Source organism: Pseudomonas sp. SWRI92 (assembly GCF_014268685.1).
Taxonomy (GTDB): Bacteria; Pseudomonadota; Gammaproteobacteria; order Pseudomonadales; family Pseudomonadaceae; genus Aquipseudomonas; species Aquipseudomonas marvdashtae.
In genome coordinates this window covers 561,190-574,133 of sequence record NZ_JABWQY010000002.1, presented here as the reverse complement: position 1 = coordinate 574,133, position 12,944 = coordinate 561,190, and the positions used below count along the sequence as shown (strand labels likewise).

The 12,944-nt window shown below is 63.0% G+C and carries 15 protein-coding genes; 3 read left to right on the top strand and 12 right to left on the bottom strand.

Annotation, left to right across the window (positions count from 1 at the left end):
• Window positions 1-24: 24 nt before the first annotated feature.
• Both HU762_RS05990 and HU762_RS05985 read right to left on the bottom strand, forming a co-directional pair.
• Window positions 25-927, bottom strand: coding sequence for a transporter substrate-binding domain-containing protein (locus HU762_RS05990; RefSeq protein WP_186634146.1), 903 nt, complete (start codon window positions 925-927; stop codon window positions 25-27).
• 24 nt (window positions 928-951) lie between these two features.
• On the bottom strand, window positions 952-2,193 hold the full coding sequence (locus HU762_RS05985) for a D-amino acid dehydrogenase (RefSeq protein WP_186634143.1): 1,242 nt from the start codon (window positions 2,191-2,193) through the stop codon (window positions 952-954).
• A 105-nt stretch (window positions 2,194-2,298) separates the two neighbouring features.
• Between HU762_RS05985 and HU762_RS05980 the strand changes: the two genes are divergently transcribed.
• A complete protein-coding gene (locus HU762_RS05980) occupies window positions 2,299-3,222 on the top strand; it encodes a LysR substrate-binding domain-containing protein (protein ID WP_186634140.1) in 924 nt (307 codons plus the stop codon).
• Here HU762_RS05980 and HU762_RS05975 read toward each other — a convergent pair.
• A complete protein-coding gene (locus tag HU762_RS05975; RefSeq protein WP_186634137.1) occupies window positions 3,210-3,827 on the bottom strand; it encodes a hemolysin III family protein in 618 nt (205 codons plus the stop codon). The genes HU762_RS05980 and HU762_RS05975 overlap by 13 nt on opposite strands.
• A 133-nt stretch (window positions 3,828-3,960) precedes the next feature.
• Between HU762_RS05975 and HU762_RS05970 the strand changes: the two genes are divergently transcribed.
• A complete protein-coding gene (locus HU762_RS05970) occupies window positions 3,961-4,875 on the top strand; it encodes a LysR substrate-binding domain-containing protein (RefSeq protein WP_186634135.1) in 915 nt (304 codons plus the stop codon).
• Window positions 4,876-4,927: 52 nt separating this feature from the next.
• Here the strand turns inward: HU762_RS05970 and madM are convergent, their stop codons facing one another.
• The 9 genes from madM to mdcA all read right to left on the bottom strand — a co-directional run bounded on the left by madM (window position 4,928) and on the right by mdcA (window position 12,180).
• Window positions 4,928-5,692 carry a malonate transporter subunit MadM gene (gene madM, locus HU762_RS05965; protein WP_186634132.1) on the bottom strand — a complete coding sequence of 255 codons (765 nt, stop codon included), beginning with the start codon at window positions 5,690-5,692 and terminating at the stop codon, window positions 4,928-4,930.
• Window positions 5,693-5,697: 5 nt separating this feature from the next.
• Window positions 5,698-6,090: a malonate transporter subunit MadL gene (gene madL / locus HU762_RS05960; protein ID WP_186612042.1), complete on the bottom strand. Its 393-nt coding sequence runs from the start codon at window positions 6,088-6,090 to the stop codon at window positions 5,698-5,700.
• A gap of 66 nt (window positions 6,091-6,156) precedes the next feature.
• On the bottom strand, window positions 6,157-7,077 hold the full coding sequence (gene mdcH / locus HU762_RS05955; protein WP_186634129.1) for a malonate decarboxylase subunit epsilon: 921 nt from the start codon (window positions 7,075-7,077) through the stop codon (window positions 6,157-6,159).
• Window positions 7,074-7,697 carry a malonate decarboxylase holo-ACP synthase gene (locus HU762_RS05950; RefSeq protein ID WP_186634127.1) on the bottom strand — a complete coding sequence of 208 codons (624 nt, stop codon included), beginning with the start codon at window positions 7,695-7,697 and terminating at the stop codon, window positions 7,074-7,076. Before HU762_RS05950 ends, mdcH begins: the two co-directional genes overlap by 4 nt.
• Window positions 7,691-8,494, bottom strand: coding sequence for a biotin-independent malonate decarboxylase subunit gamma (gene mdcE, locus HU762_RS05945; protein WP_186634124.1), 804 nt, complete (start codon window positions 8,492-8,494; stop codon window positions 7,691-7,693). Before mdcE ends, HU762_RS05950 begins: the two co-directional genes overlap by 7 nt.
• Entirely contained in the window at window positions 8,491-9,342 is an 852-nt protein-coding gene (locus HU762_RS05940) for a biotin-independent malonate decarboxylase subunit beta (protein ID WP_186634121.1), read from the bottom strand. Before HU762_RS05940 ends, mdcE begins: the two co-directional genes overlap by 4 nt.
• A complete protein-coding gene (locus HU762_RS05935; protein ID WP_186634118.1) occupies window positions 9,335-9,634 on the bottom strand; it encodes a malonate decarboxylase subunit delta in 300 nt (99 codons plus the stop codon). The genes HU762_RS05940 and HU762_RS05935 overlap by 8 nt, the downstream gene beginning before the upstream one ends.
• Window positions 9,634-10,509 carry a triphosphoribosyl-dephospho-CoA synthase gene (locus tag HU762_RS05930; RefSeq protein WP_186634115.1) on the bottom strand — a complete coding sequence of 292 codons (876 nt, stop codon included), beginning with the start codon at window positions 10,507-10,509 and terminating at the stop codon, window positions 9,634-9,636. Before HU762_RS05930 ends, HU762_RS05935 begins: the two co-directional genes overlap by 1 nt.
• Complete coding sequence (mdcA, locus tag HU762_RS05925; protein WP_095962440.1) at window positions 10,510-12,180, bottom strand: malonate decarboxylase subunit alpha; 1,671 nt, start codon at window positions 12,178-12,180, stop codon at window positions 10,510-10,512.
• A 237-nt stretch (window positions 12,181-12,417) separates the two neighbouring features.
• Here mdcA and HU762_RS05920 point away from each other — a divergent pair, with 237 nt between their 5' ends.
• Complete coding sequence (locus HU762_RS05920) at window positions 12,418-12,906, top strand: hypothetical protein (protein WP_186634112.1); 489 nt, start codon at window positions 12,418-12,420, stop codon at window positions 12,904-12,906.
• Window positions 12,907-12,944 lie beyond the last annotated feature (38 nt).

Genomic DNA, 12,944 nt, shown 5'->3' with positions numbered 1-12,944 from the left:
TGCATAGTCCCCGGCATGACCGGTTTACTTCACCGGATCACTGGTCGGTTTGGCAATGATCGCCTTCAACTCGCTGGTCATCGGGAACTCAAGGTTCAGGCCCTTGGGCGGAATTGGCTGCTGGAACCAGCGATCGTAGATAGCGTTGATTTCCCCTGACTGGTACAAGTCAGCCAGGGTCGCATTGACCAGCGCGAGGAATTTCGGATCGTCCTTGCGCACCATGCAGCTGTAGATCTCCCGCGATTGCTCTTCCCCGACCACCACCCATTTGTGCGGGTCGCGCGCCTTGGCCCGCTCGCCGTAGAGCAGTGCATCGTCCATGTAGAATGCCGCCGCCCGGCCAGTCTCCAGCATCTGGAACGCTTCGCCGTGGTCCTTGGCGCTGATGACGAACATGTCGACCTTGTTGTCCTGGTTGTAGCTTTTGAGGAAGCGTTCGTTGGTCGTGCCTGCCGTCGTCACGACGTTTTTGCCGCGCAGATCGGCAAAGCTGCGGATGCCGCTGTCCTTGGCCGTCAGCAACTGGCCCTTCACATAAATGAAACCGTAGGAAAACGCCACTTGCTTTTGCCGCTCGGCAGTCACGCCGGTGGAGCCGCACTCCAGGTCCACGGTGCCGTTCTGCACCAGCGGGATGCGTGTCTGTGAAGTGACCAGGTTGTACTTCACATTCAGTTGCGGCAACGCCAGTTGCTGCTTGATGCGCTCGACGATCTTGCCTGCCAGTTCCACCGAATACCCCATTGGTTTGCCGCTGTTGTCCGCGATATAGGAAAACGGCACCGAGGCATCGCGATAGCCCAGGGTGATGCTTTTGCTGCTGGCGATTTTGTCCAGCGTGCCGGCCGGGGACGCTTCATCGGCAAAAGCCTGGGCGCCGAGCAGCACGCTCAGGGTGCAGCCGATCAACGTGATTTTTTTCATTTGTTGTTCTCCGTTGTGGGTGGGTCAGGCGGCGCGGGGCGTGAGGCCCTGCAAGTCGATGGAAGGTTTTTGCTGGCAGATCAGCTCACTGAGCAAACGACCGCTGCCGCAGGCCAGGGTAAATCCCAAGGCACCATGGCCGAGGTTGAGCCACAGGTTGCGGTAACCGGTGGCGCCGATCAGCGGTACGCCGCTGGGTGTGGCGGGACGCATGCCCGTCCATTCCACGGCGCGCTGGTAATCGCCGGCCAGGGGAAACGTTTCAATGGCCTGGCGCCGGATCAGGGCCAGGCGTTTGGGATCTGGCGCCGGGTCGAAGCCGACAATGTCCACCATCGCCGCCACTCGCAGTTGTTCACCGATGCGAGCGTAGACGACCTTGCGGTCATAGTCGGTGATGCTCAACTCCGGCGCCCGGTGCCGCGCCTCAATCGGCACCGTCAGGCTGTAGCCCTTGAGCGGGTACAACGGCAGCCGCACCCCGGGCAAAGCCAGCGCGGCGCTGCGGTGGCCGGCGGCGATCACCACGTGCTCCACGTCCAGGCGCTGCTCGCCCAGGTCGATGGCGTGCACCGTGCCGTTGGCATGCAGCAGAGCGGTCACCGGGCGTCCCAACAGAAACTCGCAGCGCCCCGAAGCCCGTAGCCGCGCCGCCAGTTGCTGGCAGAAGCCATGGCAATCGGCGACCTCCTCGTCCGGCGTGTAGATTCCGCCCACGAACGGAACGTCGCCCAGCGCCGGCTCCAGGCTGGCGCATTCGACCGCGCCCAGCACTTGTTGATGAACGTGGTCGGTCAGTCGCTGCCGAGCGCGTTCGAAATGGCCGGCATTGCGAAACGTCACTAGCTTGCCGTTGCGCCGCCACGCGAAGCCGTCAAGGCGGTCGTCCCCGCGCCAAGCCTGCAAGGTCGCCTGGCTCAACAGCGCCAGGCGCAAAAGATGCGCACCGTTGCGCCGGTTGACCGAGGTCCGGCATGCGCCGATGAACGCCGCCATCCAGCGCCACTGGGCTGGGTCCAGGCGCGGGCGCAACTTGAGGGGCGAATCGCCGCGCAGCAACCAGCCCAACGCCTGCCACGGCACGCCAGCGTCCGCCAGTGGCGTGACGTAGCGATAGGATAACTGGCCGCCGTTGGCGAAGCTGGTTTCGCTGCCCAACGCATCCCGCGCCTCTACCAGGGTGACATCGACGCCATCGCGAACCAGCGCATAAGCCGTCGCCAACCCGACCACGCCGCCACCGATGATGCAAACCCGCTGAGCCATGTCCATCTCACACCCGTTTCGAATGGACCGAGATTAGGACCAGGTGACAGCCCTCGAACAATGAATAAAGATGAGCCTCCTATAAACAAAGGTTATGGGCTCGCCATGCGTCTTCGTCATATCGAGATTTTCCAGGCGATTCGCCAGACCGGCTCCATCAGCGGCGCCGCTCAGTTGCTGCACGTTTCCCAGCCGGCGGTGACCAAGGTGTTGCAGCATGCCGAGCAGCAGTTGGGGTTTGCGCTGTTCCTGCGCGTGCGCGGCAAGTTGCAGGCCACGCCTGAAGCGCTGGAGCTGGAGCGCGAAGTCGACAAGGTCAGCGAAAGCCTGCAAGGCGTGCGGCGGTTGGCCCAAAGCCTGCGCCGCGAGCCGGGCCACAGCCTGCGGATCGGCGCCACGCCGGCCCTGGCCTTGTCGCTGCTGCCGGCGGCGATCCATCAGTGGACCCGGCGCTACCCTGACATCGTCTGCGAGTTGTCCAGCGCCCACAGCCGCGAACTGACGCAGAACCTGTTGATGCGCGAGATCGATCTCGCCCTGACCCTGCAAGCGCCTGATCATCCGGGCCTCAAGGCCCAGCCCCTCGCCAGCGGCGTGCTGGTGGCCCTGGCACCGAGCGGCCATTGGCCTGACGTGGCGGTCGGCACGCCGATGCCGCTGCAAGCGCTGTCCGACGCGCCGTTGATCGGCCTGTCCAGCACCGACCCGCTGTCAGCCCGGTTGGACGGTTATCTCAAGTCGGTGGAGCCGCCCCCCCGGGTGAGCATCGCCGTACAGACTTACTCATTGGCGCGGGCCATGGTCGAATCCGGGGCCGGGCTGGCCGTAATCGATCCGTTCACCGCCCTGGGCGCTTCGAGCACCCGCACGGCGATACGGCCCTTGTCGCCGCCGCTGCCCATCTCCCTGTATGCCGTGACCCGAGCCAATGAAGCGCCGGCACACACCCTGGGTGCGTTGCTGGAGATTGTCGCCCGCCAGGCCCAGGCGCAACTCGATCGCCTGTTTGTGAGCGCTCAAAGCACGTAGAACATGATCGCCACGAAATGCAGCAGGCTGCCGGCGATGACGAACAGATGCCAGATACCATGAGCATGGCGCAGGCGATGATCGAGGGCGAAGAAGATGATGCCGACGGTGTAGAGCACGCCGCCCGAGGCCAGCCAAGCGAATCCGGTGCTGCCCAGGGCGGCCAGCAGCGGCTTGACCGCAACCAGTACGATCCAGCCCATGACCGCGTAGATGACAATCGACAGGATCCGCGCGTCGGAACGTGGCTTGATCTCCTGCAAGATGCCAATCACCGCTAGGCCCCAGACGATCCCGAACAAGGTCCAGCCCCACGGCCCCCGCAAGGTCACCAGGCAGAACGGCGTATAACTGCCGGCAATCAACAAATAGATCGAAAAATGATCGACCTTTTGCATGATCTCTTTTTTGCGCCCACGCACGCTGTGATAAACCGTCGAGGCGCTGTAGAGCACCAGCAAGGTAAACCCGTAGATCGCCACGCTGACGATCTTCCAGGGATCGCCGGCCATCCCGGCAATCACCAGCAACCACACCGCGCCGATAAACGCCGCGACCGCCCCCACCAAATGCGTCCAGGCGTTGAGTCGTTCCCCGTGATACATCCAATCCCACCCCATATTCCGAAACAGGCGCCAAGGCTCAGGCTTGGCGCTTCAAAGTGCAATGGTTTGCTTTTTTAAACGGCAACAAGACCGATTGGGGCACAATCAGGCCATTCGAATAAGAGTCCGCCCCATGCTGATCGATGAAGAATTGACCCTTAAAAAGCTCGAGGTGTTCCTGGCCTTCATGCGCACCGGCAACCTGGCGCGGGCCGCGGCGGATTTGCAGACCAGCAACGTCAGCGTGCACCGGGCCATTCATTCGCTGGAGAGCGCCCTGCGTTGCCCGCTGTTCAAGCACGAAGGCCGCAACCTCACGCCGCTGGAGAGCGCCTATGTGTTGGAAGAGCGCGCGCAGAAGCTGATCCAGGACGTGGTCGAAAGCGTGCGCCTGACCCGCGAGGCGGCCGGGTTTTCCGCCGAGCGTTTCAAACTGGGCTCGCTGTATTCGTTGACGGTCAAGACCGTGCCACAACTGATCATGGGCCTGAAGATCCGCCGCAGCGAACTCAATATCGACCTGATCATGGGCTCCAACATCGACCTGTTGTACAAGCTCAAGAACATGGAAGTCGATGCGATCCTGGTGTCCCTGGACGACAGCGTCAACGATCCGGATTGCGAGCAGATCGCGCTGTTTTCCGATGATATTTTCCTGGCCACTCCAGCCGACTCGCCGTTTGCCCAACGCAGGGAAGTGGATCTCGCCGAAGTGCGCAACGAAACCTTCATTACCTTGACCCAGGGCTTCGCCACGCATCAGGACGGTAACCGGGTGTTCAAGCAAGCGGGGTTCGAGCCGAAGGTGGCGATGCAGGTCAACGACATTTTCACCCTGCTGAGCATGGTCAGCTCAGGGGTGGGCTACGCCCTCCTGCCAGGCAGGATTGCGGCGGTGTATGAGAACCGGGTGAAGCTGATCCCGTTGCAGGAAAAGTACCGGTTGCAGCAGCACATCGGCGTGGTCTTCCTGAAGGCCAAGGAGCGTGATCCAAACTTGCTGGCGCTATTGGCTGAATGCCGGATGTACGCCAACCGCCAGGCCTGAAACCGAGCCTGTCATGATCGTTCCCACGTTCGTGGGAACGATCACTCAAGCCTTAGCCCATCAATCCCCGCATGATCAGAAACAACAACGAAGGCCCGAGCAAACAGCCCAGCGCGGTGTAGAACGCCGCCGTCAGGCAGCCATAGGGCACCAACTTCGGATCGGTCGCCGCAAGGCCGCCAGCCACACCGCTGGATGTGCCCATCAATCCACCGAAGATCACTGCGCTGCGGGGATTATTGAGGCCGATATAGGGCGCCACGAACGGTGTCGCCACCATCACCAGAATCGCCTTGATCAACCCCGCGGCAATCGACAACGCCATGACCTCGGAGGTGGCGCCAATCGCCGCGCCAGTCACCGGACCGACGATATAAGTCACGGCACCGGCACCAATCGTCGTCAGGCTCACCACGTCGGTATACCCGAAGGCCATCGCGACCCCGACCCCGGCGATGAACGACGTTCCGACCCCAACGAACAATGCCAGCACCCCAACAAAACCAGCACGCTTGAGCTCATCGACGCTGACGCCAAATGCCGTGGCGACAATGGCAAAATCCCGCAGCATGGCACCGCCGAGCAAACCGATGCCGGAGAGCAGCGGGATGTCCACGACGCCTTTCTGCCCACCGGTCATCGCACCGCCAATGTACGAGAGCACCAGCCCCAGCAGAATCGCAATGGCCGAGCCGTGCAACCGCCCCTTGGTGAACGTGTCGCTGATCCAGTACGACACCCACATGGTGATGCCGACGATGGCAAAACCACTGATCAGGCCGTAGCCGGTAATCACCTTCATCATCGATTCGTACATGGCGATCACCCTACGGTCTTGGCGGAAACATCGGCTTCAGGCGTCTTGTTGCCGATGCGCACCAGCACCGGAACGAGCGCAAAAGCGATAACCACCGCCAAGGTCCCGGCCAGGATCGCCATCGGCCCGCCCTTGAGCGCACCGTAGACGTTTTGCTGGGCGGCCATCGCAACTACGATGGGGATGTAGATCGCGCTCCAAAACTCCACGCCGGCCTCGGACTTGCCCTTGAACAGGCCGCGCTTGTTCAGGTAACTGCCCAAGCCAATCAACAGTAGCATCGCAATACCGACGCCGCCGACGTTGGCCGGAACGCCTATCAGTTTGCCCAGCAGCTCACCGATGAAAATACCCGCCAGGGTACAAAAAGCCAGAAACGCCACACCGTAAATAATCATTGTTGTCATCCTCAAATTGCATCGTCGAAGTTGTTGTTTTTGTGCTTCGCCAGCTTGAGTCGGTGTCTAGGGTTGGCGGCGTCCCTCCTCATGCAACAGCGCTTGCAGGGTATCGGGTCGCGCGCCATCAAACGCCATGACCGTACCCTGCTCGAATACACGGCGCGCCAGCCCGGTCAGCACCGCGCCGGGCGGCAATTCGATCTGCAAACGCACGCCTCGCTCGTAGGCGCTTTGCACCGTGCCACGCCAATCGACCACGCGGCACATGTTGAACGCCAGGTCATCGCGCAAGGCATCGGTCTTGATGATCGGTCGAGCGCGGCTGCCGCTGAGATAGCCCAAGGTTGGCGCTTTCAACGGTACAGCGGTAAACGCCTCGACCAATGTCCGGGCCGGTGCCTCCAGCAGCGGGCAATGAGACGGCACGCTGACCGCCAATCGGCAGGCCTTGCCAGCGCCCTGGCTGCGAGCTTTTTCGGCGACAAGCCCCATGGCTTGGTCGCTGCCGGCGATGACCACTTGGTTGTCGGCGTTGATATTGGCCAGGTAGACCGGTGTGGTTTCGCTGTGCATCTGGGCCAGCAAAGCTTCCACCGCCGCGAGATCCAGGCCGATGATCGCCGTCATGCCGTAGCCTTGCGGATACGCCTGCTGCATCAACTCGCCGCGCAGGCTGACCAGTCGCAACGCATCCTCGAACGCCAGCGCCCCGGCCACCACCGCCGCCGGATACGCGCCGATGGACAGCCCCGCCACGTAGTCCGGCGCGGGGGCTTGTTCCAGCAGCCGACGAGAAGCCGCCACGCCAGCGATCAGCAAACACAGTTGCACCGCACGAGTCGATCGCAGCGCCACGGCAGTGTCCAGTTGCAAGACATCTTCACCGAGTACCTCGCCCGCTTCGTCCAGGGTCTGCTGCGCCAAGCCATGGAGCATGCCCACGCGCTGCGCACCCTGGCCGGGAAAGACGAAGAGGCTGCTCACGCGACCTGCTCCAGTGAAGGCTGCCAAGGGTCGCTCACCAGCCGGGCCTGAACGTTATCCTTGAGCAACACCCGAGGCGACGAGCCCGCCCATTCGCGCAGCGCGACGGCGCCCAAAGGCGTCTGCAACTGCATATCGACGACGCACATCGAGGCATCCAGTTGCGCCAACAGCTCCCTGGCCTGGAGACGGTCCAAAAAGCGCGGCGTGCGCAGAATCAAATCCAGATCGCTGCCCTCATGCAGCGCCTCGACGCCTGTGGCGAGTTCGAACCCGGCGCTACCGCTCACGCCCCAGGTCCAGCCGCTGGCGTCGAGGATCGGGCGCAGGCGGGACAGCGCTTGCAGGGCTGGCAAATCGCGCCTCGACAGGACGTGACAAAGCGCTTCCGGCCTGACGCGACGGGAAATCGCCGCGACCGCCATCGACGTTGCGTAACGCTGCTCACGCAAGCGTCCACGCACTCCTACGGCGATTTGATCCGGTGCCGTCAGTGAACGCCGAACCACCACGGGTTGACCGCCGGCAATCGATTCGACAACCCATGCCGGCGCACCTGCTGGCAGCTGCTGCGGGGTCATCCCCCAAAGCAGATCATGAGCGAGGAACCCGTTCACCACTGCGCTCTCAACAATTGGCGAACCGTACTGGAGGCCGCCCGGTGGGTCGCACCGAGGCGCCCGCTTAAATCCCGAGACGCCCCGGCCACGTCATTGATCGCCTGTTGCAGACAATCAGTGATCCGAGCCAGGTCCGTGGCCGTAGGTTGCTCGATCCGTTCCACCGACAAGGACTCCCACAGCAGCCCCAGGCTGGCGAAACTGTCGATGTCATAAGCCATCGGCGGCACACTCGCGGCCAAGGCTTCAAGCTCTTCGACACTGCGCAAGGTCACCCGGGCCGCCGAGGCCTTGCCCATGGCATGGACCATGACGCCCGGATCGCGCAGGGCGATCAGTCGGTTGGCCTGGTAGCCGTGGGCCAGGAATGCGCCGGACATGGCCTTGCCCACCAACAAGCCGATCACCGGGTGCCCGGCCAATCGTGCGCGGGCGTAACTGTCCGCTGCGCCGGCCAGTGCCTGGTGAATGCCGAGGGCTTCTTCGCGCCGGCCGTAAGCCTGGCTAGGCACATCGACGATGGCGATCAACGCTCGCTTGGCCGCGGCATTGCGGTCGGCCTCGATGGCGTCGTCCACGGCTTTGGCCAGGCCCCACCCTTCGAGCAACCCGACTTCGCCGTTGCGAGCCCGAGGAAAACGGTTGGCCGAATCGGCCACGACGGCCAGCAGCCGCGCCGGCTGCCCGCCCAGTTGGACATCGGCGACTTTCAGCGAAGCGGGCAAGCCGTCCAACGGCGCGGCACCGCCGCTCAGGGCCTCGAACCAACGCAAGCCCCTCAACGAATACGCACTCATGGACGTTCTCCCTGATACAACTGGCGAACCGTCGCCGGTTCGATTTGCACATCGGTATCCAAGCGAGCCAGGCGCTGGAGGAACAGCTCGGCCTGAGCGCTGCGGTGCTCGGTGGGCACGCCCAGGTGCAGCAGTTCGGCGACCTGTTGGCGAATCCGTGCCACGTCATCGGCGACGTAACGGTCCACCAGCCCAGTGGCGAAACGCTGTTCGCCGCCAGTCAGGCTCCAGATGAAAGGGCGGTCGCGGGAATCGTATTCATCGATACCGGCCTCCTGCTCGATCACCTGCGGGCCGTTCAGCCCCAGTCGCGCCTCTTGGGTGACCAGCAAATAACTGCACAACCCGGCGGCGATCGACATGCCGCCAAAGCAGCCGACGCTGCCGGCCACCACGCCGACTACCGGTTGGTACTGGCGCAGGTCGACAATCGCCGAATGAATCTCGGCAATCGCCGCGAGCCCGAGGTTGGCTTCCTGCAACCGCACGCCACCGGTTTCCAGCAGCAGCACGGCGCGGGTGGGAGTGCCGTTGCGATTGTCTTCGGCGGCCAACTCCAGCGCACCGGCAATCTTTGCCCCGCCGACTTCGCCAAGGCTGCCGCCCTGGAATGCGCCTTCGATAGCCGCCACAACGACCGGCAAACCATCGAGGGTGCCCTTGGCGATCACCACGCCGTCATCGCTTTGCGGCACCACGCCCTGGCGCAGCAGCCAGGGCGACATGACACGCTGGAACGGGTCGAGCAATTCGCGGAACGTACCCTCATCGAGCAGGGCCTTGGCCCGCTGCCGGGCACCGAGTTCGACGAAGCTATGCTTGTTGAGCAACGCGGCGCTGTCAGTCATGGCCGATCTCCTCGAAGCCTTGTTCCAGGCGCAAGCGCACCACGCCGGGGGTGGCGCCAAAATCGTGGATATCGATGATCATCGCAGGCGGCGTCTGGCCGTCGAACATGCGCGCGAACAGATGCCGCCAGCGTTGCTCGCTGCCATTGACCGACGTCTGCACTTGAATCGCAAGCGTGCCCGCCAAGCCTGGTTCGATCAGCACTTCCAGGTCGCCCGAGCCGACGCAGCCCACCAGCGCCCGGCCCCGTGGCGGCTGCCCGGCGGGAAATTCAAAGGATAAGGTTTCCATCAGCACACTCCAGGGACGAGGCCATCGCCGCGTTCGAGACGGTCGAGGAACAGGCAGGCGGCAAGCAGGTCGGCAGCGCCGCCGGGCGAGGCGTTCAAGGCAATCAGTTGTTGGTCCAGCGCGTGCAATTGGCGGCGACCCGCCAAAGTCGCGCTGCCACCGGCAGCCAGCACGGCTTGGGCGCCTTGCTGCATGGCGTGCAGACCCGCTTCGCCGGCGCGGTAGAGCACGCAGGTGTCGGCCAGGGTCGTCATGATCGCCAGCAAGGCATCGAGCCGGGCGTTCTGTTCGCCCGCGTCCGCCGCGCGACTGCGCTTGAGTTGCGGCAGGCCCAGGCCGGTGATGGCCGGGAACGCCAGTTGCGCTTCCTCCCGGGCACCGCGCGCACCGTAGCGCTGGGCGACTTGGGCGCCGTGGCTCAAGGGTTGGGGCGCATAACGGTCGTTGAGCAAGGCCAGGCGGGCAGCACGCAGGGTGACGGCGCCGGCGACGTTGGATTCAGGTTCCAGCGCCGCCGCCGCCACGAGCAGGCCCAAGGCCCAGATCGCACCCCGGTGGGTATTCACCCCGCCCGTGGTCGCCAGCATCGCGGCTTCGCCTTCACGACCGATCCGACCGAGGGCTTCGCGCAGCGGCAGGCTGATCTCGCCGCAGACCAACGCGGCTTCGGCCATCTCCTTGAAGGCCGGCCACAACGACAATGCCGAAGCGTGCATCAGGCCCAGGTGCAAATCGGTGTGGGCACCGCTGCCGCGACGGTCTACCAGGGCCGGCTTGGGCGACAAGTCGGCTTCGTCGATCAGCGCGTCCACCGCCAGGTCGGCCAAGCGCTCAGCGAGGGGTAATGTTTGGGGTTGCAGGTTTAGGGCGCGCATTTACCAGCTCCTGAACTTGGCGGGCGGGTTGTAGAGGCCACCGGACCACTCCACCAGGTCAGCGACGCTCTTGGCCGCGAGCAGCTCGCGGGTGGCGTCGGTACGGCGGATGCCGAGGTCTTCGGGCAAGGCAATCAACCCTTCGCGGCGCATGCGCGCGGTGTCTTTCGGGTCATGGCGCAAGCCGATGGCGGTGACCCCGGCCACGGCGGCGATCATCGCCTGGCGCTCTTCCAGCGAGCGGGCCTTGTACAGGTAGGCGATGCCCTCTTCGGTGAGCAGATGGGTGACGTCATCGCCGTAGATCATGATCGGCGCCAGGGGCATGCCGGCTTTCTTTGCCACGTCCACCGCGTCGAGGGTCTCGACGAAAGTGGGTTTGCCGCCCTCCTGGAACGTCTCGACCATCTGCACCACCAGTTTCTTGCCGCGCTCGAGCAACGGCGCCTCGCCATCGCCGTGGCGCATGTCGAGCCACGCCGGCGTACCGTGACGGCGACCGCGCGGGTCATGGCCCATGTTCGGCGCTCCGCCGAAACCGGCCAAGCGGCCCCGCGTCACGGTGGAGGAATGGCCGTCGCCGTCCACTTGCAGGGTGGCGCCGATGAACAGGTCCACCGCGTACTGCCCGGCCAGTTGGCAGACCATGCGATTGGAGCGCAGCGAGCCGTCGTGCCCGGTAAAGAACACGTCGGGGCGGGCGGCGATGTAGTTTTCCATGCCCAGCTCGGTGCCGAAGCAATGCACACTTTCGACCCATCCACTTTCGATGGCGGGGATCAGGGTCGGGTGCGGATTGAGGGTCCAGTTGCGGCAGATCTTGCCCTTCAAACCAAGGGATTCGCCGTAGGTCGGCAGGATCAATTCGATGGCGGCGGTGTTGAAGCCAATGCCGTGATTGAGGGATTGGACGTTGTGTTTTTCGTAGATCCCACGGATCGCCATCATCGCCATCAGCACATGCACCGGCTTGATGTGGCGCGGATCGCGGGTGAACAGCGGCTCGATGTAGAACGGCTTGTCGGCCACCACCACGAAATCGACCCAGGACGCCGGGATATCCACCCGCGGCAGGTCGCTGACGTCGTCTACCAATTGATTGACCTGGACGATGACGATGCCATCGCTGAACGCCGCCGGTTCGATCAGCGCCGGGGTGTCTTCGGTGCTGGGGCCGGTGTAGATATTGCCGGCGCGGTCGGCCATGAAACCGGCCGAGAGCACCACGTTGGGGATCAGGTCCACCACCAGCCGGGCATAGAGTTCGATGTAGGTGTGGATCGCGCCGATTTCCAGCAAGCCATCTTCAAGCAGTTGGCTGATACGCAGGCTCTGGGTGCCGGCGAAGGAGAAATCGAGCTTGCGGGCGATGCCGCGCTCAAACAGGTCCAAGTGCTCGGACCGGCCAACGCTGGGCATGATCATGTGCAGATCGTGCAGTTTTGAAGGGTCGACTTTCGCCAGCGACCGCGACAGGAAATCCGCCTGCTTCTGGTTATTGCCCTCCAGCACCACACGGTCGCCGGGCAGGATCAACGCCTCCAGCGCGGCAATGATCTTGTCGGTGGGCAGCACCACACCGTCGGCCAGCCCCTTCACCAGCCCGAGACGCCGCTGCTTTTCGCTGCGCCGCCGCGTCCAGCGCGAGTCGGGGGATATTGTTGTTGTCATGATCACTCCACGGTTTCGCTGTCGTGGGGGTCACATTAGGAGGGTTGGGGCGAGGGTATCAATCAAGCTGGGTGGCGGATCGTTACGGTTGGGGTAATGGTTCGGCGCACCCAATGTCCACCTGTCGGTTAAAGACACCGACCTGTCAACTCTGACAGTAGCAAATGTGCCGGTTGCAGAGCCAAATCAACCGACCGCGTTCTTGGAACGCTGTCACTCGATGGACAGGAGAGCATCATGAGTTATCAGCCTTGCACAACATTTGAGGGCGCTACCGAAGTAATTAAGCGAAATGGATGGGAGAACGGACCCGGAGCATCAAAAGGTGAACTGAAGACAGATGGGAAAAATGGGTATTGGTCTGGTCAGGCAAACATGTACGTCGCCGAAAAAGTCATGCCAGCTCTTCACAAAGTATTCGACATGGTCCCCGGCACGCCCTATTGGTTTTCTTTTGACTATCGTATCGTTAGCGCCCCGTCGGAATTTTTCTATATCAAAGTCACAGATCCCAATAGATGGGTTATGGCCTCTACGCCAGTAGAGACTAATACGCCGGTCAATCAATGGCTAACAGGACGTGAATTTGGCTCCAACATGGTCCCCAGTGCGGAACTTTGGATTGGGCTCAGCGGGCCTCGCCATTTGGAACCGTTTTTAATTGAGTTTGACAATATTTGTGTCAGAGAAAGACCCATGGACTCTTGGCCTACTGCCACCCGATAGTGAGCACGCTCTCATCCACGATCGTACCCACACGGGTA